Consider the following 23,304-nt stretch of genomic DNA (forward strand, 5'->3'; position numbering starts at 1 on the left):
GACGTTGAATTCGGCCGGCCATGTGCGCTTCTTGGCGTCATAGCTGACCCCGCCGACGCCGTGAGATGTCTGTGCCACGTCTTTGATCCTCCCGTCAGCCGAGATCGCCCTCCCGTCGCGGTCGCGCGACAGGAGAAAGGCGGAGCGGCGCTGTTGTTGTTTGAGCTTAAGCGCCGCCCCCTATCTAGCGGTCTGCTACCTCAGTTCTTCTTCAGGAACTTGTCGATGTTTGCCGGGGTGACGAGCTGGAACGGGACATAGACCTTGTGTTCGACCTTCTCGCCCTTGGCCAGCTTGAGCGCCGCATCCAGCGCACCGGCGCCCTGGCCGGCCGCATCCTGGAACACGGTTACGTCGAGGTCGCCGGCCTGCATGGCGGCAAGCGCGTCCTGAGTGGCGTCGACGCCGCCGACGACGACTGCCTTCATGTCGATGTTGGCGGCCTTCATCGCCTGGATGGCGCCGATGGCGCTTTCGTCATTGTTGGCGATGACGCCGTCGAACTTCTTGCCGGTCGACAGCCAGTTGGTCATCAGGTTCTGGGCCTGGTCGCGATCCCAGTTCGAGGTCTGCTTGTCGATGATCTTGATGAAGCTGCAGTCCGGCGTGGCGATCACCTCTTCAATGTCCTTGGTGCGCTGCACGGCGGCCTGGTTGGAAAGCTCGCCCATGATCACATAGACATTGGCTTCCTTCTTGCCGGCTTCCTTGAACAGGCGGCAGACTTCCTTGGTTTCGAGCGTGCCGGAATCAGCTTCGTTCGAAGCGACAAAGGCCTGGTTGTCGGGCAGCTTGTCGACGTTGACCGGTTCGCGGTTGACATAGACCAGCGGAATCTTGGCCGCGGCGGCCGCATCCGACATCGCCTGGGTGGCCGAGGTGTCGACCGGGTTGACGATGATGGCATCGACGCCCGAAGCGGCGAAGTTCTTGATCTGGTCGAGCTGCTTGGCGACGTCGTTCTGTGCGTCCTCGACCTGCAGCTCGACGCCGCTCATGCCCTTGGCCTGCTCGATCATGCCGTTGCGCAGCACGGTGAGAAAATTGTCGTCGAACTTGGCCATCGAGACGCCGATCTTGGCGGCCATGGCCGATGAACTCATCAGCGCCGCGAAGGCGACGCCCAAAAGCAGTTTCTTCATTGTATCTCTCCTCCACTTTTGGTGTCCGGTTGCACCGATCTCTCCGGAATCCCCGATCTCCCCGGGGAATCTCTCCGCCTCTCATTACGGTCTTGAAGCCACTATCCCGATATTCGATGGCAAAAGAAAAGGATTGCCCCGCGCTTAAGCCAGCGGTGCTCCTTAGATCGATCCGCAACGATAATTGCAGATCATGCATATTCTGCAACGAACTGTGAGTCAATTCGCTTTCAATTTTCTTTTAGGAGAGAACCGATCTGCAAAATTCATTGCGAGAGCAGAGCGCATTGTCTGCCTGCTCTGCAATTGAACTTATGCTGCCACCGCGTGTATCTCTGCCATGGTAAGGGGCAAAAATAGGACTGGAAGCCGACCGGCGAGGTAAGAGGGCTATTGCCCGGTGACTATCGGGATACGCGGGTCAATGCCGTTGTTCTGCAAGCGCGCCGCCAGCGCCACGGTTAGCGCCTGAGCAAGGCACATCGGGGCCGCGAGCGATCTTGAAAACGTGTATTCGTGCTCTGGGACAGCAAAAAGCACGCGTGCGCCCTTGGTCAGCGGCGACAGGGTGCTGTCCGAAATCGCCACGATGGGAATGCCCCTGCTGGCAACCTCCTCCACAACATTCACGACCTCGTTTGCATAGAAGCGAAACGACACCGCGAAAAGCACATCCTGCGGGCGGATCGCACGAGCCATGTGCGTGGCCAGCCCGCCGCCAGGGTCCAGCAACGTGCATCGCTTACCCAGCATCGTCAATATGTAGCGCAGGAGTTCCACCACTGGCGCCGAGCGCAATTGCCCGATCAAATATATGACGTCGGCTTTCTCCAGAAGATTGACCGCTTCGGCCAAGTCCTCCGGCGGGATAGCTGTCAGCATCTCCTGCAGCGAGGCGATGTCACGGACCACCAGATCGTGCATCAAAGCGAATTCGCTGCGGTCGGTTCGCGCCCCCAGTTCCGTCTCCAGCGCCTTGATGCGCGCCTCAAAGCCGGGCGCCGCGGTGGACAATCGCTTCTGGAAAAGGGTTTGCAGATCCTTGAAACCCTCATAGCCCAATGCCTGGCCAAAGCGCACGAAGCTCGATGCGTGAACGCCGCTGCTTTCAGCGATCGCGTTCACGGATCGCACCGCGACATCATTCGGGTTCTGCGTGAGATACAACGCTATCTTCTGGTATGACTTACTCATCTGCTCATACCGATCGTGGATCAAGCGGATGAGTTCCTCGTAGTCCTTTGGGGCTTTGACTTTCTCTTCCACGACCGACATCCTTGCAATTTTCGTTGCATGATGGCTTTTTTGCCCTTGGTTTACCAGTGTTGAAATTACACGTTGAAAACCGGTGGTCCGAGTCTGCGTTACCTTCTGCAATGGCACTTGCAAAAAATCAAAATTTGCAATAAGGATTGAATTCATCATTCGGCATGAGTTGCCGCGATGCCCGGAGGAATCAAATGTCAGTCGTCCGTCTGACCATGGCGCAAGCCCTGGTCCGCTATCTTTGCAATCAGTTCACGATCGTCGACGGGGAGAGAGTTCCGCTCTTTCCGGGCGTCTTCGCCATCTTCGGGCACGGCAACGTCACCTGCCTATCGGAAGCGCTGGAAGCGGTCCAGGATCGGTTGCCAACCTGGCGCGGGCAAAACGAGCAGTCGATGGCTCTCGCGGCAATCGGTTTCGCTAAAGCCAAGCGCCGCCGCCAGATCATGGTGGCCGCGACGTCGATCGGCCCCGGCGCCCTCAACATGGTCACCGCCGCCGGTGTCGCCCATTCGAACCGTCTGCCGGTGCTGATGCTCTCTGGCGATACTTTCATCAATCGCCGCCCTGACCCAGTCATGCAGCAGGTCGAACACTTCGGCAATCCGACCATCAATGTCAACGACGCCTTCAAGGCGGTGACCCGTTATTGGGACCGCATCGTCCATCCTGAAGGCATAATCTCCTCCCTCCCCCAGGCAGTAGCCACAATGTTGGATCCTGCCGATTGCGGTCCGGCATTCATCGCACTGCCGCAGGATGTCCAGGAGATGGCTTGGGACTACCCAGAGGAATTCTTCGCGGAGACGGTGCACGCGATCCCGCGACCGCGCCCCGACGCCAATCGACTGGCGGAAGCAGTGAAGCTGCTGAAGGCAGCCAAGCGCCCGCTGATCATTTCTGGCGGCGGCACCCGTTACTCCGGCGCCGAGCAGGTGTTGGCCGACCTGGCCCTCATCCACGGCATTCCGTTGTGTGAGACGATCGCCGGCAAAAGTACCGTCAGCCACAACCATCCTGCTTATGTCGGCCCTATCGGCATCGTTGGCTCAACCTCGGCTAACGCGCTTGCTGCTTCAGCGGACGTGATCATTGCCGTCGGCACCCGGCTGATGGACTTCACCACCGGCTCCTGGAGCGCTTTCGCAACGGACGCCAAATTCATTTCCATCAACGCTGCCCGCTGGGACGCGACCAAGCATCGTGCCTTGGCCGTGGTAGGCGATGCTCTCGCCACGCTCAGCGAATTGGGGCAGTCACTCGCAGAGTGGCAAGCACCACGCGAATGGACCGAGAAGGGCCGAATAGAGTTCGCCAAATGGAACAAGGCGCTGGACGGGTATCAGCAGCCGACCAACCAGCCCGTTCCCAGTTACGCCCAGGTCATCGGCATAGTGAATGAACGCGCAGGCGAGCGCGACCTGGTCATCACGGCCGCGGGCGGCCTCCCGGGCGAGGTCATGAAGAACTGGCGCGTCAAGTCGCCCAATACGTTCGACTGTGAATTCGGCTTCTCGTGCATGGGTTACGAGATTGCCGCCGGCTGGGGCGCCGCGCTGGCCGATCCCACGCGAACCCCGATCGTGATGATCGGTGACGGCACCTACATGATGATGAACTCGGACATTTATTCCACGGTCCTGTCGGGCCATAAGATGGTGGTGATCGTCTGCGACAATGGCGGGTACGCCGTCATCAATCGTCTCCAGAATGCCAAGGGCGCGGCGTCCTTCAACAACCTGATCAAGGATTGCCGTGTCAAGGAGCCGTTCAGCGTCGATTTTGTGAAGCACGCCGAATCGATGGGCGCGCTCACCCGGCGTGTCGACAGCCTCGCGGACCTCCCGCAAGCCGTCGATTGGGCACTCGGAACGGACCGGACGACGGTCATCACGCTGGTGTCCGATGGTTTCACCTGGACACCAGGCGACGCCTGGTGGGACGTGGGTGTGCCCGAGGTAAGCGCCAGGCCGCAGGTGCGGGAAGCGCATGCGGAACAGGCTCAAGCTCGCAGGAAGCAGCGCGTAGGCGTCTGACTTCTCGCAAAACATCCCTCTCTTCCAACTCACGCTCGTGCTGCCGCATTGGCGACGACAAACACCGAATAGAGCGACTGCCGCGCCGTGATGAACAGGCGGTTGCGCTTGGCGCCGCCGAAGGTGAGGTTCGCCACCGTCTCCGGAATGCGGATCTTGCCGATCAGCGTGCCGTCGGGATCGAAGCAGTGGATGCCGTCGCCGGCGCCCGCCCAGATGCGGCCCGCTGTGTCCACGCGAAACCCGTCGAACAGGCCGGCCGTGCAAGTTGCGAAAACGCTGAGTTCCTTGAGCGCCGCACCTTCGATGGCAAACTTGCGGATGTGCCGCGGCCCATCCTTCTGGTGCGTCACACCAGTATCGCCGACATAAAGGATGCTCTCATCCGGTGAGAAGGCGAGGCCGTTGGGCTTGGCCATCGTCGAGACGACGCGCGCCACCTCGCCCGTTAGGGGGTCGGCGCGGTAGACGTGGCAGCCCTCGATCTCCTGCTCGGAGCGGTCGCCCTCATAGTCGGTCGCGATGCCATAGGGCGGATCGGAAAACCAAACCGTGCCGTCCGAGCGCACCACGACGTCGTTCGGCGAGTTGAGCCGCTTGCCCTCGAAACAGTCGGCGATCACCACGATCGAGCCGTCATGCTCGGTGCGGGTGACGCGGCGCGCGCGGTGCTCGCAGGTCACGAGCCGCCCTTGCCTATCCACCGTGTTTCCGTTGGCGTTGTTGGAGGGTTCGCGGAACACCGAGACCGCGCCACTGGTGTCGTCGTAGCGCATGATGCGGTCGTTCGGGATGTCGGAGAAGACGAGGTAGCGGCCGGCCGCGAACCATGCCGGACCCTCCAGCCATCGTCCACCCGTCCACAGCCGCTCGACCGCCACATGGCCGACGAAACAGCTCTCGAACCGCTCGTCGAGAACCTCGAAGCCAGCACCTTCTGTGTCTCCGAACATGCTTCATCCTCCGCGAAACCGGAGCTATCGATAGCCTTCGGGGCGAGCCATTTTCAAGACTTGACCCGCAAAAATGTTAGCGATAACATCAGTGCCAATTCAGATCCGTTTGTTTGGCTTGGGAGGGCCATGGATGCGGCCCAAGCTCATAGAATTCATCGACATCTCCAAGCGCTTCGGGGGCACGCTGGCGTTGAAGTCGGTCTCGCTCGACATCCACGAGGGTGAGATCGTTGCGCTGCTGGGCGAGAACGGCGCCGGCAAATCGACTCTTATCAAGACGCTGGCCGGCATCTACAAGCGCGACCAGGGCGCGATCCGCTTTCGCGGCGAGGACTATCATCACCGCCCGCCTCGCCCCAACCTGCCGCAAAAGGTCGCGTTCATCCATCAGGATCTCGGGCTCATCGAATGGATGACGGTGGCCGAGAATGTCGGCATGGCGCAGGGTTTCTCGCGCCGCTCGGGCCTGATCGACTGGCGCGACACCGAGCGTCGTGCCGAGAGCGCCCTGGCCCTGGTCGGCTGCGCCTTCGATCCGGCGACGCGCGTCCAGGATCTTTCGCGCACCGAGAAATCGCTGGTTGCCATCGCCCGCGCGCTCGCTACCGAAGCCGACGTGCTGGTACTCGACGAGCCGACGGCAAGCTTGCCCGCGGATGAGGTCGAACGCCTGTTCCAGGCACTGCGACCGTTGCGCGAGCGCGGCGTCGGCATGATCTATGTCTCGCACCGCCTGGATGAAGTGTTCCGCATCGCCGATCGGGTCGCCGTCATGCGGGACGGCCGCATGGTGGCGGTCAAGCCGGTCGCCGAGACGACGCCGCAGGAACTGGTCGATCTCATCGTCGGCCGCCCGGCGCACCAGATGTTCGCCAAGTCGCGCTGGCAGGACGGACCCGAGCGGCTGAAGGTCGAGGATTTGCGCTGCGGCAATGTCGGACCGGTCCACTTCGAGGCGCGGTCTGGCGAACTTCTGGGACTGGTTGGCCTGCGTGGTGCTGGACAGGAGGCCGTCGGCCGCGCGCTGTTCGGCGCCGAGCCTTTCGACGGCACTGTATTACTCGACGGCAAACGCCTCGACCTGTCCTCGGTCGGTGCGGCCCTTGCCGCCGGTGTCGGCTTGATTGCGCGCGACCGCACCGAGGAGTCGGTAGCGCTGTCGCTGTCCGTGCGCGAAAACATGTATCTCAACCCGTCCGCCGTCGGCCGCGGGCTTTTCTCCTTCATGACGCCGGCGCGGGAAAGCGAACTGACGCAGGAGCTCGGTACCCGGCTCGGGCTGCGGCCGAACGACCCGCACCTGCCGATCGAGGCGCTATCCGGCGGCAATCAGCAGAAGGTGGTCGTCGGCCGCTGGCTGGCGACGGGTCGCAAGCTGCTGATCGCCGAGGATCCGACGGCGGGTGTCGATGTCGGCGCCAAGGCCGAAATCTATCGGCTGATCGCGGCAGCTGTCGAAGCCGGGCTGGCGGTCGTCGTCGTTTCCACCGATTTCGAGGAAGTAGCGCATATCTGCCATCGCGCGCTCGTCTTCTCGCACAACCGCGTCGTGCGCGAACTGGCCGGCGATGCCTTGACGACGGCGGCGCTTATCCATGCCGCCTCCGTGTCCGAAGCCGCCTGAGGAGTGTCCATGAACTCGATCAAATCGACTGCGCTGGAGCCGACCCGCTCGGAACTCTCCGGGCTCAGCTTTGGCCAGAGGGCGGCGCGCTACCTGCCGGTCTACGGCCTGCCGATCCTGACGCTGCTGCTCATCCTGCTGTTCTCGCTGCTCCTGCCGCGCACCTTCCCGACGCTGCTCAATTTGCGTTCCATCGTCTCCGACAAGGCGATCATCGCCTTGCTGTCGCTGGCGGCGATGATCCCCATGGCTTCGGGCCGCATCGACCTGACGGTCGGATACGGCATCGTGCTCTGGCATATCCTGGCCATCAGCCTGCAGACCGCCTTCGGCATCCCCTGGCCGATCGCGGTGCTGATCGTCCTGCTGCTCGGCGTCGTCACCGGCTTCATCAACGGCCTGCTGGTCGAGGTGGCACGCATCGATTCCTTCATCGCCACGCTCGGCACCGGCACCGTGCTCTATGCACTCGCGATGTGGTACACGGGCGGCCGGCAGGTCGTCGGCGTGCTTCCCGAAGGCTTCCTCGCCCTCAACGGGACGATGCTGTTCGGCCTGCCGATCACTGGCTACTACGTGATCGTCCTGGCACTGGTGATGTGGCTTGTGCTCGAATACATGCCGATCGGCCGCTACCTCTACGCCATCGGTGCCAATCCCAAGGCTGCAGCGCTCAACGGCATACCGGTGCAGAAATTCGTCATGGGCGCGTTCGTCGCCTCGGGCGCGCTGACGGCGCTTGGCGGCGTGCTGCTCGCCTCCAAGCTCCGCATCGGCCAGGCCAGCGTCGGCCTTGAATATCTATTGCCGGCGCTGGTCGGCGCCTTCCTGGGATCGACCACCATCAAACCCGGCCGCGTCAATGTCTGGGGGACGATCATCGGCGTCGTCATCCTCGCCGCCGGCATTTCCGGCATCCAGCAGTTCGGTGGCTCGTTCTGGGTCGAGCCGCTCTTCAACGGCGTCACCTTGCTCGTGGCGATCGGCATCGCCGGCTACGCGCAGCGCCGCCGCGGCGCTGTCGTGCCGCCGCCATCCACCGGCCAATCACCCGCGCACCAACCAACAAAGAAAACCGACAATGCTTGATGGGAGAAGAAACATGCATCGCAGAACAGTCCTTCAGCTCGGCGTCGCCTGCCTGGCGCTCAGTATCGCCTCGACCGCCCGGGCCGACCCGATGGCCGACGCCAAGGCAGTGGTCGGCAAATATGCCAGTAAGGTCGACAAATGGGATGGCCCGACGACCGGACCGAAGGGCGCGGCCGGCAAGACGATCGTGGTGCTTGGCGCCGACATGAAGAACGGCGGCATCCTTGGCGTCACCAAGGGCGTCGAGGAAGCAGCGGCAGCCCTCGGCTGGACCGTCAAGACACTTGACGGCGCCGGCTCCATCGGCGGCCGCACCGCGGCCTTCGGCCAGGCGCTGGCGCTCAATCCCGACGGCATTATTATCAACGGGTTCGATGCCGTCGAGCAGAAGCCGGCGCTGGAGCAGGCCAGGGCGGCCAAGATTCCGATGGCGGCATGGCATGCGGCGCCGACGGTCGGTCCGATCGACGATCTCGGCATCATCGCCAACGTCTCGACCGATCCGATGGAAGTGTCGAAGGCTGCCGCCGACTGGGCTTTTGTCGACGCCAAGGGCAAGCCCGGCGTCATCATCTTCACCGACTCGACCTACCAGATCGCCATCGCCAAGGCCGACCGCATGAAGAAGGAAATCGAGGATCTCGGCGGCAAAGTGCTCGAATATGTCGACACGCCAATCGCCGAGACCTCGCAACGCATGCCGCAGCTCACCACCTCGCTGCTGCAGAAATACGGCGACCAGTGGACTCACTCATTGGCGATCAACGACCTCTATTTCGACTTCATGGGACCGTCACTGGCGGCGGCCGGAAAGTCCGGCACCGACGCTCCGATCAACGTGGCGGCGGGCGACGGTTCCGAATCGGCTTACCAGCGCATCCGCTCCGGCCAGTTCCAGAAGGTGACGGTTGCCGAACCCCTGAACCTGCAAGGTTGGCAGCTCGTCGATGAGCTCAACCGCACCATGGCCGGCGAGAAATGGTCTGGCTACATCTCGCCGCTGCATGTTGTGACGTCGGACAATGTCGAATTCGACGGCGGGCCGGACAACCGGTTCGATCCGGGCAACGGCTACCGCGACCAGTACAAGAAGATCTGGGGCAAATAGGCTGACCGAAACTCCGGATAGGCTGCAGAACACGGCCCGTGATCATCTCGCCGGCCGTTTGCATTTCCCTGTTGTCAGGCGGTTTGCCGCACGATCACCTTCGGCGTCATGCCGACAACGACCCTATCCCCGGCCACGCGCCGGCCATTGAGCAGGTCGAGCACCAGCTCGGCGGCGCGGATGCCGATCTCATGCGCGCCGACATCGATGGTGGTGATCGGCGGCACCGACTGCTCGGCAAGGTCATAGGCGCCGAAGCCGGCAATGGCGACATCTTCGGGCACGCGGATGCCGCGCCGCACGCATTCCATCAGCGCGCCGAAGGCCGAAAGGTCGGACACACACATCACCGCCTGCGTGTCCGGCCAGCGCGAGATCATCTCGACCATGGCGGCGGCACCCTCGCGCATCGAGATCGGCGGCACGCCGGAGGCGATCACGCGCGAGGCATCGAGGCCGCGGTCCTGCAGCGCCGCGACGAAGCCGCGCCGGCGGTCGAGGCCGCGCGTGTCGCGCGAAGTATCGCCGCCGATAAAGCCCAGCCTCGAATAGCCGCGCGCGACGAAGTGGTCGACCATCAGCCGCCCGGCCTCGGCATTGGAAAAGCCGACGACATGGCCAATCGGCTCGCTCGGCAGGTCCCAGGTCTCCACCACCGGCACGCCGGCATTGGCCAGCATCTTGCGGCAGCGCTGCGTGTGCCGGCCGCCGGTGACGATGATCGCCTCCGGCCGCCGCTGCAGCAACTGCCCGACCAGGCGCTCCTCCTCCTCGACATTATAGTCCGTGAAGCCGAGCAGTATCTCCAGCCCGCTGTCGCGCAGGCCCTCAGTCATGCCGCGCACGGTGTCGGCGAAGTTGGCGTTGTTGATCGAGGGGATTGTGGCCGCTACGAAGCCGGAGCGCCGCGACGACAGGTTGGCGGCGATGCTGTCGAAGACGTAACCGAGCTCTTCGGCCGCCTTCAGGATGCGGTCGCGCGTGTCGGCGCTGACCGAAGCGTCGCGTTTGAAGGCGCGTGACACGGTCATCGTCGAGACGTTGGCGCGATGCGCGACATCGGCCATGGTCGGGCGTTTTGGCGAAGGCTGCATGGCCGTACGTTATCGATATCACAGCGGAATGCAACGCGTCGTTGCAGCTCAGGCGAAGGCAATCTGGACCTTCATCGCCTGGCTGCGGTCGTTGGCGAGTTCGAAGCCGGAAAGCGCCTCGCTGAATGCCACCGTATGCGTGATCAGCGGCTTCACGTCGATCAGCCCCTTGCGCATCAGCTCGACTCCGACGGCGAATTCGGGATGGAAGCGAAACGAACCGTTGATCGTCAGTTCCTTGGCGGTGACTGCCGACATCGGCAGCGCCATCTCGGCACCACCGAGGCCGAGCTGGACTATCGTACCGCGAGGACGCAGCGCCGCGATGCCCTGCGCCAGTGCCGCCGCGGCACCCGAGCATTCATAGAGGATGTCGAACGTCCCCTTGTTGGCGAGATACGGCGCCAGCCCTTCCGGATCGGTTTTTGTGTTGATGGTCTTGTCGGCGCCGGCGCGCATTGCCATCGCCAGGGTGAAATCGGTGATGTCGACCGCGACGATCTCGGCAGCGCCCGCCCGCCGCGCGCTGAGGATCGACAAGAGGCCGATCGGTCCGCAGCCGGTCACCAGCACGCGCTTGCCGAGTATTTCGCCGGCCCGGCGTGTGGCGTGGAGACAAACCGCCAGCGGTTCGGCCATCGCCGCCTCGCCAGCGCTCAATCCGTCGGCCGGCACGCATTGCAGCGCGTCCGCCACAAGCATTTCGCGGAACGCGCCCTGGATGTGCGGAAATGGCATGGCGCTGCCGTAGAAGCGCATGTTGAGGCACTGGTTGTGCATCCCTTCGCGGCAGTAGCGGCAGCCGTAGCAGGGCCGCGACGGCGAGACCGCGACCAGCTGGCCAGGCCGCAGCCCGTCGACGCCGGGGCCGAGCTTTTCGATAACGCCGGAGACCTCATGGCCGAGAATCATCGGCTCTTTCAGGCGCACCGTTCCGAAGCCGCCATGATTGTAGTAGTGCAGGTCGCTGCCGCATATGCCGCCGGCGGCGAGACGCAACAGCACCTGCCCCTGGCCCGGCGCCTCGACCGGACGGTCCTCGATGCGCAGGTCCTTCGCGGCGTGGATGACGATCGACTTCATGGTCAGTGAACTCCTCGGGCAATTCCAGAAACAATGTGCAGCGGTTTTCCGTCCGAATCTGCGTAAGACAAGCCTAGAGCACCGGCGTGAGCAATGGCTGGCCAGCGAAATGGGCGGCAAGATTGTCGCGCACCAGTTTGCCCATCGCCTTGCGCGTTTCGATGGTGCCCGACGCATGGTGCGGCTGCAGCAGCACATTGTCGAGCGCCAGGAAGCGCGGATTGAGTTTCGGCTCGCCTTCGAACACGTCGAGCGCGGCGGAGCCCAGCACCTTCGTCTCGAGCGCATCGAGCAACGCGTCCTCGTCGATGTTGGAGGCGCGCGAGATGTTGATCAGCATGCCGTCCTCGCCGAGTGCCGCAAGCACATCCTTGTTGACGATGTGGCGCGTCGCGGCCGACGCGGCAAGCGTCACGAACAGGAAGTCCGAACGCCTCGCCAGCTCGACCGGATCGGCGACGAACGTCCAATCCGGGGCGAAATCCTTCGGCGCGACGTCGCTGTAGGCGATGTCCATGCCGAAGCCGGCGAGGCGCTTGGCCACCTCGTAGCCGATGCGGCCGAGTCCGAGCACGCCGGCCCGCCGGCCCCAGACGCGGCGCTTCAGCGGGTAAAGCCCCTTCGCCCAGCTGCCATCGCGCACCCAGCGCTCGGCACCGATCATGCCGCGCGACTGGCACAGCATCATGGCGATGCCGAGATCGGCGACGTCGTTGGTCAGCACGTCCGGCGTGTTGGTGACGCGCACGCCGCGCTCCCGGCATGCCGCGAGATCGACCGCATCGAAACCGACGCCGTAGACGGAAACAACCTCAAGCGAAGGGCAAGCCTCGATCATGGCGCGGTTCGCGCCGAGCTCGCCACGCGTGGCTATGCCGCGCACCTGCGGTCCGATCCCGGCGAGGAAAGCCCGCTTGTCGTCGGCCGCGAAATAGCGGTGCACCGTGAAGGCTTCGTTGAGCGGCTCCTCGTCCCATGCCGGATAGGGTCCAACCTGAAGGATGTGAGGCCGCTGCATCGCTATTCTCTCCACTTGACTTGACAGATTATGTTATCGATAACATAAGACGCTCGGCGACAAGAGGCAATCGGAAAATGTCATCCAATCTGTTCAATCTCGGCGGGCGCACCGCGCTCGTGACCGGCTCCTCTCAGGGCATTGGATTTGCTTTGGCCAAAGGGCTAGCCGAGGCCGGCGCCAGAGTGGTGCTCAACGGCCGTGACGAGGCGAAGCTCACGGTTGCGGCTGGGCAGATTCCAGGCGCTGCGACGCTTGCCTTCGACGCGACCGACCACGACGCCGTCAGGGCCGCAATCGACGCCTTCGAGCAAGCCAGCGAGCCGATCGACGTTCTCGTCAACAATGCCGGCATGCAGTTCCGCACGCCGCTGGAGGATTTTCCCGCCGATGCGTTCGAACGCCTGCTGCAGACCAATGTCGCCAGCGTCTTCCATGTCGGCCAGGCGGTGGCCCGGCACATGATTAAGCGCGGTCGCGGCAAGATCATCAACATCGCCAGCGTGCAGACGGCACTCGCCCGGCCGGGCATAGCGCCCTACACGGCGACCAAGGGCGCGGTCGGCAACCTGACCAAGGGCATGGCGACCGACTGGGCAAAACATGGCTTGCAATGCAATGCGATCGCGCCGGGCTATTTCGACACGCCGCTCAACGCGGCACTCGTCGCCGACCCGGCCTTCAGCGCCTGGCTCGAAAAGCGCACGCCGGCCGGCCGCTGGGGCAAGGTCGAGGAACTGGTCGGCGCCTGCGTCTTCCTGGCCTCCGACGCGTCATCCTTTGTCAACGGACACATTCTCTATGTCGATGGCGGCATCACAGCTTCGATCTGACGGGCCGCCGCGCATAGTGGTCATGGGCGTTACCGGTTCGGGCAAGACGACGATCGGCGAGGCGCTCGCCCGCGCGATCGCGGCGACATTCGTGGACGGCGACAAGCTGCACCCTGAGGCCAACATCGCCAAGATGAGCGCCGGCATTCCGCTGGAAGATGCCGATCGGTGGCCATGGCTGTCCAAGGTCGGCGAAATGCTGCGGCTAGCGCCCGCGCCGGTCATCGTCGGCTGCTCGGCGCTGAAGCGCGCCTATCGCGATTTCATCACCGAGCAGGCGGGTGCGCCGGTGCTGTTCATCCATCTCGACGGCTCGCGCGAGCTGATCTCGAAGCGCATGCATGAGCGCACCGGCCACTTCATGCCGACCAGCCTTCTCGACAGCCAGTTCGCGACACTGGAAGTGCCGGACAAGGACGAGAATGCGATCGCCGTGCCGATCGACGCGCCGCTCGATGAGATTGTCGCGGACATAACAACGAAATTCGGGGAGCGATCGTCATGACCCACAAAGTCTCATTGATCGGCGCCGGCGCCATGGGCGGTGCCATCGGCGAGCGCCTGCTTGCCACCGGCAATCGCCTCGCCGTGTTCGATCTCGATAAGGCCAAGGTGGAGGCGCTGGTTGCCAGAGGCGCGACCGCCATGGCGAGCGCGGCCGAGGCCGCCGGCGCGTCCGACTACGTGATCCTCAGCCTCAATTCGGCGGCGATCGTGCGCCGCGCCGTGTTCGGCGATGCCGGCGTGGCGGCTGGAGCGAAGCCCGGCACGCTGATCATCGACATGTCGTCTATCGACCCCGACGCGACGCGCCAACTCGCCGCCGACGCCAGCGAGAAGGATTTGCGCTGGGTCGACAGTCCGCTGTCTGGCGGCGCGCCCAAGGCGCTGACCGGAGAATTGACGCTGATGGCCGGCGGCGAAGCCGAGGACGTTGCCGCCGCCCACAAGGTGCTACGCCACATCGCTACCAACTACACGCATATGGGCCCGGCCGGAGCCGGCCAGACGACCAAGCTGATCAACCAGGTGCTTTGCGCGCTGAACTTCATGGCCGTCGCCGAAGCGACCAAGCTGGCGCTCGACGCCGGCGTCGACGCGCTCAAGATCCCGCAGGCGCTGAAAGGCGGCCGCGCCGACAGCGCCATCCTGCAGGAATACCTGCCGCGCTTCGCCACCCGCGACTACCGGCGAACCGGCCGCATCGACAACATGGTGAAGGACCTCAACGCCGCCCAGGACCTGGCGCGGCGCACGCACACCGCAATGCCGCTGACGGCCGTCTGCGCCGAGGTGCACCGGCTATTGACGGCCGCAGGGCTGGGCGGCGAGGACCAGGCCGCACTGATGGAATTTTTCCAACGCAAGGATGAGGAACCGAGCAGATGATCACGCGCTATGCGTTGTTTGAAGGCAAAGTGAAGGAAGGTCAGATCGAAGCGTTCCGCAAGGACGTGATTGAGACGGTTCTGCCGAAGTGGAAGGCCTTCCCGGGCGCGCTCGACATTCGAGTCAGCTTCGCGGAAAAACGCGACGATGGTGCGCCTGAATTTCCGATGATCTTGGCGATCAACTACCCAGATATGGCGGCCGTCGACGCGGCTTTGGCCAGCCCCGCACGCGCTGAATCGCGTGCCGCGACAGAGGCAGTGTTGTCCAGGTACTTCGAGGGTCGCATTCACCACCACGTCACCATCGCCAACGAGTTTTCATTGGCCGGAGATTGACCAATATCAGGACGAAGATTCGATACTTATCAGCGCTCGATAGGAGACGCAGTATAGAACGCAGTGAGGTCGGTTTGGTGCAATCTTTTGAGTAAGCATGCCAAAGTCATGCCGAACACCGCCGGCAACGCGAAAGTATGGCCCCATTGCTGGCGAGCACTCCTCCGCACCTATTTTGCCGAACTTTCCGTTGTCGACGCGTTCGACGGACGCTTCGATCGGCCCCAAATTGGCCTTCAGCGGCTGACGTAGCTATGTCGGCTTTTGGACGACGGCAATAGCCGATTGAATGACCGAGGTTGAGGCGCTTTACTGACACTCAGTCTATTTGCCCCTGGCAAAGGTCTGCTTCCGATTCAAAAACGGGCGCTTCTCGACAAGGCGCGTAGGGCATGAAATCTTTCGCTAGGTATTTGCGTGACGCGGGACTAGCATCCACTTGGGAGGTGGCGATGACCAATGTCTCGATCCGCCGGGCGGATTTCATGGTGGTCCTCGCCTATGCTTCGGACCTCGCCACCGGCCATTCGCGCTATTTCGCGCTGAAGTCCTGCGTGCTCGCTATGCGGATCGCGGATCTTGCTGGTGTTTCCGAGCTGGACCGGCGCAATGCCTACCACCAGTCGATGCTGCGCTATGTCGGCTGCAATGCGGACACCGATCTTCTGTCGGCCACTTTCGGCGACGAAATTGCGCTCCGCCAGGACCTTGTCGGTCTGGACATGAGCAACCGCGCCGAACTGGGCCGGGTCTTCGTCCAGGCCTTCAAGCGGCTCTATTACGATCTTGACCCCGACGCGCAGGCCAAGGCGATCGACGCCGCGATGTCGCAAGCGCTCGCCGTGGCCCGCCCGGTACTCACTGCCCATTGCGAGGTCGCGCAGCGGATCGGCGAGCGGCTCGGCCTGTCCGACGAGATCCGGCGCAACCTTGGATAGATATACGAACAGCTGGGACGGCAAGGGCCTGCCGCGTGGACTGAGCGGCGAAGATGTCTTGCCCGCCGTGCGCCTGATTACATCCTGATAGCGGCCGATTTCACTAGGATCACGGTTTTCAGCGTCCGCTGAACGAGGCAGTTTGGTTGAAATGGCTTGTGGGATTTCATTCGATATGCCATTTTTAACAGATGTTGAAAACAACTGAATCGATGAAAAATCTGGAACAGCAGGCGGCAGACGCGCTCACCGCGCTTCTGCAACGCGTCCCAGCGCTTGTCGTTGACCATATCGAGATCGAGCCTGTCGGCTGCCCCGACCGCGGAGTTGATATCTTGGCGCATGTGGTCGTTGCTGATCGCCGGCATACGCTCGTCTGCGAGGTCAAGTCGAGCGGCCAGCCGCGCTACGTTCGTATGGGGTTGCTCCAACTGCGCAACTACGCTGCCCATTTCGATGGGAGCGCAGTACCGATCTTCGTCGCGCCGTACCTCTCTCCAGAGGCTCAGTCGTTGTGTAGGGACTACCAGGTCGGATTTCTTGATCTGGCGGGCAACGCCAGTATTGTCTTTGACAGCATCTTCATAGAGCGGCATGTCGAAAGCAAGCCAAGCGCGGAACGGAGGGAACTCAAATCCCTTTTCAAACCCAAATCTGCGCAGGTGCTGCGCGCGTTGTTGCGAGATCCGGACAGGCCGTGGCGCGTTGCTGAACTCGCCGAAGCTTCGGCGGTCAGCCTCGGTCATGTCAGTAACGTCCGTAGCGCCCTTATCGACCGGGAATGGGCAAAAGCATCTTCCGATGGCCTGGCGCTGATCGAGCCCGATGCATTACTCGACGCTTGGCGCGAAGCTTATGAGCCGCCCGCCGGGAGGCGCTTGCGCTTCTATTCGCCACTCCACGGAGCTGGCTTTCAGACAGCCGTGCGCGGCGCCCTTAACGCGAGGCCGGAAGCCGGACTAGCGATCCTCGCGTCATTCTCGGCGGCGCAATGGTTGTCACCATACGGGCGAAGCGGCACGCAGTACATTTATGCCGACGACGACGGGCTCGCACGGCTGAGCGATGCAATGAAGCTGTCTTCCGCATCCAAAGGTGAAAATGTGCTGGTCACATTGCCCAAGGACATCGGCGTTTTCCGGGATGCCATCGAGCCCGTGCCGGGCATTATGTGCACGGGGCCGGTGCAAACGTATCTCGATCTGGCGGCGGCAGGTGAGCGAGGGCGCGAAGCCGCCGACCATTTGCGTCAGGAGAAGCTCATATGGCACCACTGACTCCTGCAGAGCCACAATCGGCAGCGGATTATGACGATCGCACCACAGCGGCTGTGAAGACGGTCCTGGTCGAGATCGGCCAAATTCTGGGAAGTTTCCAAGGCAAGTTCGCGGTTATCGGCGGGGCCGTGCCGTGGCTCTTGCTCGGAAATGAAGACATGCCGCATGTCGGAACACTGGACGTCGATCTCAGTCTTGACGCCGAAGCCCTGGGTGATGGCGAATACACGACGCTGATCGGCGCGCTCCTCGGCCACGGGTATGAACAGCGCGCCGAGTTGAGGCGCTTCCAACTCGTTCGGCAAGTCCCGGCTGGCGATGGCGGAGGTCCGATCGACATCATCGTCGATTTCCTCATGCCGCGGGACGCAGCAATCGTCAAAAACGTGCCGCCTCTGATCAGCGAGTTCGCAGTACAACGCGCCGACGGCGCCGATCTGGCGTTGCGTTTCTATCAGATGGTGGCGATCACCGGGCCAATGCCAGGGGGCGGAACGAACCGCGTCGAAATCGCCGTCTGCTCGATTCCAGCGTTACTCGCCATGAAGGGTCATGCTCTCAACGGCCGCTATAAGCAGAAAGATGCCTACGACATCTATTACTGCGTCCGGAACTACCCTGAGGGTAGCGAGGCGCTAGCCGAAGTCTGTCGGCCATTGCTGGATCACGCCAGCGGCGCGAAAGGCTTCGGCTTCATTGCCGAGAAATTCGATACGATCGACGGTTATGGTCCGACTTGTGTTCGCAAGTTCGTCGAGGAGACGGACATCTTGGGCGATCGCACAGCCGACCAATGGCAACAGGACGCGTTTGGTCAGGTCGACGCCTGGCTCCGAGCGCTCGCGTTGAGATGATGGCGGCTGCCCGAGAGGCTGACAAGATCGCCGTTTCAGACCTGTCCGATCTCATTGCCGGCGCCAACGAGAACCTGGGCGTCGAATTCAAGGCCTGGATGGACACGGGAGAAGCCGAGCACAAGGCCAAACTCGCTCGCCATATCGCGGCCCTTGCCAATCATGGCGGGGGCTATCTTGTGTTCGGCGTCGACGACAAGACTCGCAAGCCCCTCGGCGCTACCGACCTGCCGCTTTCTTCGTTCGGGCAAGACGCTCTGTCCAGTATCGTGAAGAAGTATCTCGATCCACGATTGCAGCTGCTGGTCCAAGGAGCCGAGTTTGACGGAGCGACCTATCCGGTCGTTGTGGTGCCATCGCATGGGTCGCGCCCTGTCGTCGCCATTGCAGATGGCCCGCAAGGCGCAAATGGCAGGCCGATCGGGATATCTCAAGGCACGGTCTACATCAGGGCGGCCGGTCCCGAGAGCGTGCCCATCCGAGGCGCCGATGATTGGAACGCCCTTCTGGAAAGATGCCTCTCGCATCGCGCGGACCTCTTGGGAAAAATCCTGCGTCAGTCGCTCGGAGGACGGTCGCAACCAGACGTCCACCTAGTCGAGTTGCTCGTGGCGGGAGTATCGGAGACGGCCGCTGACTTCACCGCGCAGACCCGCGTCCTGGCAGGGCGGGTGGACTCCAAATATCAACCGCAGATACTTGAAGCAGGCGATAGCTTTTCAGCCATGGGCTATGCGTTAGTCGATGCCGACGGTGACCCGATCAATATTGAGAATGCGCGGGATCTCAACGAGCGCGTCTCCATTGCGATGCATCGCAATGCCTACTACGGATGGGGTTCGTTCCTTCCCCTCACCGTGCCGGAACGCGCGCCGCAGGTACGCATGTCAACATTGGCTGGCAAGGAAACCACCTATCTTGAGGGCATGCGAGTGGAAAACACCGCATTGATCTCAAGCGCCTTCGACTACTGGCGGATCTACGAATGCGGCATCGCCGTCAGCGTGGAATCCTTTCGCGACAACTGGTCAAGAGAGGGCCAACCACCACCACCCAAACATTTGACGCCGCTTTGGACGCTTGTAGCGATCCACTCGTTGCTCGCTTACACTGTCATCTGGTACGGACGACGGGGCATCGTCGACAAGCATACTTTCGACGCCGAGAAGGCTGCGAAGGACTATGCGACCTCCATGTTCCAGACCCGAAAGGGCGACGATGGGGTTTTGTCCGTCGAGGTTCGCAAGGACAACGGGACTGTCGTCATCAGCCACGCGGAGAATTAGGCGCCCCTGGCGCTCGGAGCCCGTTGGTGCGCTCGACAACCCGCTGCCGGCGGTGCTGGCAGCGGGCTATCGGCGGGAATCAGGTCCCCAAACGCGCTATTTGTAGCGCCCGTGGCGCTGCAGAACCTCGATCTGATAGCCGTCGGGGTCCGCCACGAAAAAGAACCGCGCAAGCAGCGCGCCTTCACGGTTGAGCTCGACAATTTTCCGCGGACTGAACCCTGCGGCCGCCAAACGCCTGTGCTCTGCGTCGAGATCGTCGACGCAAAGAGCCAGGTGTCCATAGCCGTCGCCAGGCGCGTAGGACTCTCTCCTGCCCTTGTTGATCGTCAGTTCCAGCTCGAAATCGGCTTCCGCATTGCGCAGATAGACCAGTGTGAACGTGTCGAAATCCAACCGGTCAGCAATATCGAGTCCGAATGCGCTTTTGTAGAAACTGACCGAAAGGTTCTCATCCACCACCCGAATCATCGAATGAATTGCTTTCGCCAAGGGAGTCTCCAGTCTGCCGCGTGGTCTCGGATACCGTGCCTATTGGCTGCAAAAAGGGGTGGCAGCCGGTTACCACGTCTGAAAATTGGCGTGAGGCTGATTCACGCGCTAAGGTAGTCACTGTGAATTGAGCGAAAAAATGCGCTTCGGGTTGGTATCATTGCGGCGAACGGGCGCAGAAGCCGCGCGTCGCCCAGAAGGAAAATCAAACGGGAGGTCTTCGCATGTGTAAGGTCTTTGCCAAGCAGGATCCGGAAGGGTATCGGCTGGTCAACCGCTCAGTTCGAATAGGCGGCCATTCGACGAGCATTCAACTCGAGGCTACTTTTTGGACGCTGTTGGACGAGATCGCCCAGGGACAGGGAATGACGGCGCCAAAATTCCTCTCGACGCTTTACGATGAAGCGCTGGAGATGAACGGCCATATCCCGAACTTTGCCTCCATGCTGCGCACCACATGTGCACTCTACCTGCGCGACAGGCAACCACTTGACAGCGAACCATCGGAGTTTACGAACAAGGCAGCCTGATCCGTCGATGGCATTGCTCAATTCGTCCAAATGGCGGAAATCCAGTGTAGCAGCCGCCTGCTACCACCGATGCGAATTTTGGCGCTATGTGTGTGATATGAATGGCGAACTTCACCGAGGCGGTGTAGGGTTCACCTCAAAAGAAGAAATAAGCTGTATCGACGGCAACGCTTCGCGAATCTGGGAGGATTCATGGTCGAGATCATCTCGAAGCGGGATGGCCCGCGGCGCGAGGACACGCAGGTCAAAAGACTGATCGAGCAGAACCGCTCGACCATAGTGCGCCTCGCCGACCAGATCAGCGGCGGCGGTTATTCGGCTTGCAGGAAGCCACGCCAGCAACCAAAGGCGGAAGGTCTGATCATCCATGTCGGCGGCAGTGCCGCGCCCGCGGTCGAAGCCAGGCCGTCCATCCAGGTCACCATGAACGGCCGTGTGATTTCGAAGGATCAGAACACAGGCCGCCAACTTCATCACATCGGCGACATCCGCAACCGCGGCGGGGAGCAAATCTTCGTGCTGGCGACAAAGCAGAATGGCTTCTTCTCGCCGGTCGACGAAACCGTCGCCGCGGCGCTTGCCGGCCTGGACGGATCACGTCTCGCCACCACCTATACCGAAGAACAGCTTGCCGCCGACATCGGCGTGAAACTTGGCATCGACTGATCAGGCAGACGGCCCGGGCGTGCTCTTCACGTCCAGCCGCGACAGCATACGAACGCGACAGCATACAGAAATGGCATGCCTCGAAGGTTCCGTGATGACTGAATGAAACGCGAGATAGGCCCCAATCATATGAAGATCGATGCTCTTCCGGCGCGTGCGACGGCTGCTGCCGGGCAAATGCTTCTGGGGAACATCGATTATGACGAGCGCGCCACCATGCGCGCCTGGGAAGATTTTCTGGCCGACGAGCCCAAATGTGCCCGCGACCCGGTCCACCCAGGCAACGTCCGCTCCCTCATTCACGAGTCCTGGTATCGCAGCGCGACCGGCGGCATCAACGCTCAAGGGATTGAAGCGCCGCTAAGCAGTGATCGCGACGAGATCGAATATCTGACCCGCGCCAATGCAGAACTGCTTTCGGCGGCGCGCCGGTCGTTCGCCTCTCTTGGCCAGTTGCTGGACGGGACAGGTGCAATGCTGGTTCTGGCCGACAGCGACGGCGTGCTGATCGACGCCATCGGCGACAAGAAAACGCTGCATGACGGCATGGATATCCATCTCGCCATCGGCGGCAAATGGAACGAGGGCGCCGTCGGCACCAACGGCATCGGCACCGCGCTGTGGACCGGAGAGCCGACTTTCGTCCATGCGGCCGAGCATTTCTGCGCCGGCATCAAATCCTGGACATGCGCCGGCGCGCCGATCCGCGATCCGCTCGACGGCAAGATCATCGGTGTGGTCGACCTGTCAGGCTATTCGCCGATCTTTCGGCCGCACAACACCGCGCTCGTCGCCGCCACAGCCCGGCAGATCGAAAAGGCATTGGCCGAACAGCAGCAGGAACAGCGCACCCGCCTGCTCGAAGCTTTCATCTCGTCGGCTCCCAGCTACCGCCAGAAAGACGGGCTGGTGATCGTCGACCATCGCGGCCGCGCTATCTTCTGCAAAAACGTGCCTGACGGCGAGACCACAGAGATGATGGACGGCCCGATGGAGCCAGGTCGTGGCCGCTGGCTGATGAACCTTCCGTCCTCCGGCTCCGACGCCGACCTTGCCAAGGCGCTGCCGGCCCATCTGCGATCCTGCCACATCACGCCTCTCAAGCTCGACGGCGACCTCCGCGGCGCGGCGCTGGTATTCCCCCCCGTGCCGGTAGCCTCCGGCGTGGCGGTGGTCCGCCGGGAAGTGAACAAGCATCTTCAGGATGCTGTCGCCATGATTGTCGGCGAAAGCGAAGCGCTGCAGGCCGCAATCGACGTCGCCTGCCGCGTCGCCCGGTCGGGCAGCGTCACATCGCTGTTGGTCGAAGGTGAAACGGGGACCGGGAAGGAGCTGTTTGCGCGGCTCGTCCATGCCAGCAGCCGGCGTACGGCGAACGATCCGTTCATCGCGATGAATTGCGGGGCAATCACCAGGGACCTGTTCGGCAGCGAATTGTTCGGCCATGTCGCCGGCGCCTTTACCGGCGCCTCGCGTGAGGGAAAACCGGGCGTTTTCGAGCTCGCCAATGGCGGCGTCCTCAGTCTCGACGAGATCGGCGAATTGCCGCTCGAGATCCAGCCCTTCCTGCTGCGTGTGCTGGAAGAGCGCGTGGTCAACCGCATTGGCGACAGCCGAGGTCGCCCGGTCGACGTGCGCCTGGTCGCCTCTACCAATCGCGATCTCAAGCAGGAGGTTGCCTCAGGCCGCTTCCGCCGCGATCTCTACTATCGAATTGGCGCGGTATCGATCACTGTCCCACCGCTGCGCGAGCGCGGCGAGGATGTGCTGCTGCTGATCGAACATTTCAACCGGCAGATCGCAACCGCGGCCGGCGAGGAACCGCTGGAATTCTCGCACAAAGCGCTCGAGGCCCTGCTCGCCTATCATTGGCCAGGCAATGTGCGCGAACTGAAGAACCTGGTTGGGCGGTTGCACATCCTGGCGCGCGGCGGCACTGTCGAGCTGCAGGATCTTCCGGGGGAAATCAGCGCCGGCAATCGCACCATTCACAGCGATCACCCCGCAACCGTGCTCGAAGCACCGGTGTGCACATTCGAGGATGCGGAATGCCAGGCGATCAAGAATGCGCTTGCCGCAGAGGGCGGCAATCTCAGCAAGGTCGCCCTGAGGCTCGGTATTTCGCGGCCGACGCTCTATCGCAAGCTCGGCCAGTACGGCATCCGACGCGGCTTCCTCTAGACCGAGACCCGTTTTCCGGCACGAAAAAACACCGCGGCATTGGCGCCGCGGATTGGGGGAAGTTCGTCACCCGCTGCCTTCAGGCCGCGGTCCTGGGGATC

General features: G+C 62.4%; 22 protein-coding genes. 15 read left to right on the forward strand and 7 right to left on the reverse strand.

What is annotated here, in order from left to right:
• Positions 1-200 precede the first annotated feature (200 nt).
• Both FJ434_RS19645 and FJ434_RS19650 read right to left on the reverse strand, forming a co-directional pair.
• Positions 201-1,142, reverse strand: a complete 942-nt coding sequence (locus FJ434_RS19645) for a sugar ABC transporter substrate-binding protein (RefSeq protein ID WP_140509606.1) — start codon at positions 1,140-1,142, stop codon at positions 201-203.
• Positions 1,143-1,532: 390 nt separating this feature from the next.
• A complete protein-coding gene (locus tag FJ434_RS19650) occupies positions 1,533-2,567 on the reverse strand; it encodes a MurR/RpiR family transcriptional regulator (RefSeq protein ID WP_246678405.1) in 1,035 nt (344 codons plus the stop codon).
• A gap of 35 nt (positions 2,568-2,602) precedes the next feature.
• Between FJ434_RS19650 and iolD the strand changes: the two genes are divergently transcribed.
• Positions 2,603-4,444, forward strand: coding sequence for a 3D-(3,5/4)-trihydroxycyclohexane-1,2-dione acylhydrolase (decyclizing) (gene iolD / locus FJ434_RS19655; protein WP_140752261.1), 1,842 nt, complete (start codon positions 2,603-2,605; stop codon positions 4,442-4,444).
• Between the two features lie 29 nt (positions 4,445-4,473).
• Here the strand turns inward: iolD and FJ434_RS19660 are convergent, their stop codons facing one another.
• The gene (locus FJ434_RS19660; protein ID WP_140752263.1) at positions 4,474-5,397 is read right to left on the reverse strand and encodes an SMP-30/gluconolactonase/LRE family protein; all 924 of its coding nucleotides are present in this window, start codon (positions 5,395-5,397) and stop codon (positions 4,474-4,476) included.
• Positions 5,398-5,530: 133 nt separating this feature from the next.
• Between FJ434_RS19660 and FJ434_RS19665 the strand changes: the two genes are divergently transcribed.
• Genes FJ434_RS19665 through FJ434_RS19675 form a run of 3 tightly spaced genes read left to right on the forward strand, consistent with a single transcriptional unit; the run spans position 5,531 to position 9,224 of the window.
• Entirely contained in the window at positions 5,531-7,024 is a 1,494-nt protein-coding gene (locus FJ434_RS19665; RefSeq protein ID WP_140714437.1) for a sugar ABC transporter ATP-binding protein, read from the forward strand.
• 9 nt (positions 7,025-7,033) lie between these two features.
• On the forward strand, positions 7,034-8,113 hold the full coding sequence (locus FJ434_RS19670) for an ABC transporter permease (RefSeq protein WP_140714435.1): 1,080 nt from the start codon (positions 7,034-7,036) through the stop codon (positions 8,111-8,113).
• A gap of 13 nt (positions 8,114-8,126) precedes the next feature.
• Positions 8,127-9,224 (forward strand): substrate-binding domain-containing protein, encoded by a 1,098-nt coding sequence (locus tag FJ434_RS19675; RefSeq protein ID WP_140714433.1) that lies wholly within the window; start codon positions 8,127-8,129, stop codon positions 9,222-9,224.
• A gap of 74 nt (positions 9,225-9,298) precedes the next feature.
• Here FJ434_RS19675 and FJ434_RS19680 read toward each other — a convergent pair whose 3' ends face one another.
• The 3 genes from FJ434_RS19680 to FJ434_RS19690 all read right to left on the reverse strand — a co-directional run bounded on the left by FJ434_RS19680 (position 9,299) and on the right by FJ434_RS19690 (position 12,419).
• The gene (locus FJ434_RS19680; protein WP_181166113.1) at positions 9,299-10,318 is read right to left on the reverse strand and encodes a LacI family DNA-binding transcriptional regulator; all 1,020 of its coding nucleotides are present in this window, start codon (positions 10,316-10,318) and stop codon (positions 9,299-9,301) included.
• A 48-nt stretch (positions 10,319-10,366) separates the two neighbouring features.
• Positions 10,367-11,401 carry an L-idonate 5-dehydrogenase gene (locus tag FJ434_RS19685; protein WP_140714431.1) on the reverse strand — a complete coding sequence of 345 codons (1,035 nt, stop codon included), beginning with the start codon at positions 11,399-11,401 and terminating at the stop codon, positions 10,367-10,369.
• Positions 11,402-11,474: 73 nt separating this feature from the next.
• A complete protein-coding gene (locus tag FJ434_RS19690; protein WP_140752265.1) occupies positions 11,475-12,419 on the reverse strand; it encodes a 2-hydroxyacid dehydrogenase in 945 nt (314 codons plus the stop codon).
• Between the two features lie 77 nt (positions 12,420-12,496).
• On the opposite strand from FJ434_RS19690, the gene FJ434_RS19695 reads away from it, so the two are divergent.
• From FJ434_RS19695 to FJ434_RS19730, 8 genes are all read left to right on the forward strand, one after another.
• A complete protein-coding gene (locus FJ434_RS19695) occupies positions 12,497-13,252 on the forward strand; it encodes an SDR family oxidoreductase (protein WP_140714427.1) in 756 nt (251 codons plus the stop codon).
• A 22-nt stretch (positions 13,253-13,274) separates the two neighbouring features.
• Positions 13,275-13,757, forward strand: a complete 483-nt coding sequence (locus tag FJ434_RS19700) for a gluconokinase (RefSeq protein ID WP_246672769.1) — start codon at positions 13,275-13,277, stop codon at positions 13,755-13,757.
• Complete coding sequence (locus tag FJ434_RS19705) at positions 13,754-14,641, forward strand: NAD(P)-dependent oxidoreductase (protein WP_140752267.1); 888 nt, start codon at positions 13,754-13,756, stop codon at positions 14,639-14,641. Before FJ434_RS19700 ends, FJ434_RS19705 begins: the two co-directional genes overlap by 4 nt.
• The gene (locus FJ434_RS19710) at positions 14,638-14,979 is read left to right on the forward strand and encodes a hypothetical protein (RefSeq protein WP_140714422.1); all 342 of its coding nucleotides are present in this window, start codon (positions 14,638-14,640) and stop codon (positions 14,977-14,979) included. The genes FJ434_RS19705 and FJ434_RS19710 overlap by 4 nt, the downstream gene beginning before the upstream one ends.
• Positions 14,980-15,431: 452 nt before the next feature.
• A complete protein-coding gene (locus FJ434_RS19715) occupies positions 15,432-15,917 on the forward strand; it encodes a hypothetical protein (RefSeq protein WP_246678406.1) in 486 nt (161 codons plus the stop codon).
• 212 nt (positions 15,918-16,129) lie between these two features.
• Entirely contained in the window at positions 16,130-17,194 is a 1,065-nt protein-coding gene (locus FJ434_RS19720; protein ID WP_246678407.1) for a type IV toxin-antitoxin system AbiEi family antitoxin, read from the forward strand.
• Positions 17,182-18,048 carry a nucleotidyl transferase AbiEii/AbiGii toxin family protein gene (locus tag FJ434_RS19725; RefSeq protein ID WP_140752271.1) on the forward strand — a complete coding sequence of 289 codons (867 nt, stop codon included), beginning with the start codon at positions 17,182-17,184 and terminating at the stop codon, positions 18,046-18,048. Before FJ434_RS19720 ends, FJ434_RS19725 begins: the two co-directional genes overlap by 13 nt.
• On the forward strand, positions 18,045-19,334 hold the full coding sequence (locus FJ434_RS19730; protein ID WP_181166114.1) for an ATP-binding protein: 1,290 nt from the start codon (positions 18,045-18,047) through the stop codon (positions 19,332-19,334). The genes FJ434_RS19725 and FJ434_RS19730 overlap by 4 nt, the downstream gene beginning before the upstream one ends.
• A gap of 96 nt (positions 19,335-19,430) precedes the next feature.
• On the opposite strand, the gene FJ434_RS19735 is transcribed toward FJ434_RS19730, so the two are convergent.
• The gene (locus FJ434_RS19735; RefSeq protein ID WP_140752275.1) at positions 19,431-19,826 is read right to left on the reverse strand and encodes a VOC family protein; all 396 of its coding nucleotides are present in this window, start codon (positions 19,824-19,826) and stop codon (positions 19,431-19,433) included.
• Between the two features lie 224 nt (positions 19,827-20,050).
• Between FJ434_RS19735 and FJ434_RS19740 the strand changes: the two genes are divergently transcribed.
• The 3 genes from FJ434_RS19740 to FJ434_RS19750 all read left to right on the forward strand — a co-directional run bounded on the left by FJ434_RS19740 (position 20,051) and on the right by FJ434_RS19750 (position 23,203).
• Entirely contained in the window at positions 20,051-20,356 is a 306-nt protein-coding gene (locus FJ434_RS19740) for a ribbon-helix-helix domain-containing protein (RefSeq protein ID WP_140752277.1), read from the forward strand.
• 192 nt (positions 20,357-20,548) lie between these two features.
• On the forward strand, positions 20,549-21,022 hold the full coding sequence (locus FJ434_RS19745; protein WP_140752279.1) for a hypothetical protein: 474 nt from the start codon (positions 20,549-20,551) through the stop codon (positions 21,020-21,022).
• Positions 21,023-21,124: 102 nt separating this feature from the next.
• Positions 21,125-23,203 (forward strand): sigma-54-dependent Fis family transcriptional regulator, encoded by a 2,079-nt coding sequence (locus FJ434_RS19750; RefSeq protein WP_140714414.1) that lies wholly within the window; start codon positions 21,125-21,127, stop codon positions 23,201-23,203.
• Positions 23,204-23,304 lie beyond the last annotated feature (101 nt).

The organism is Mesorhizobium sp. B2-5-13, assembly GCF_006440535.1.
Classification (GTDB): domain Bacteria; phylum Pseudomonadota; class Alphaproteobacteria; order Rhizobiales; family Rhizobiaceae; genus Mesorhizobium; species Mesorhizobium salmacidum.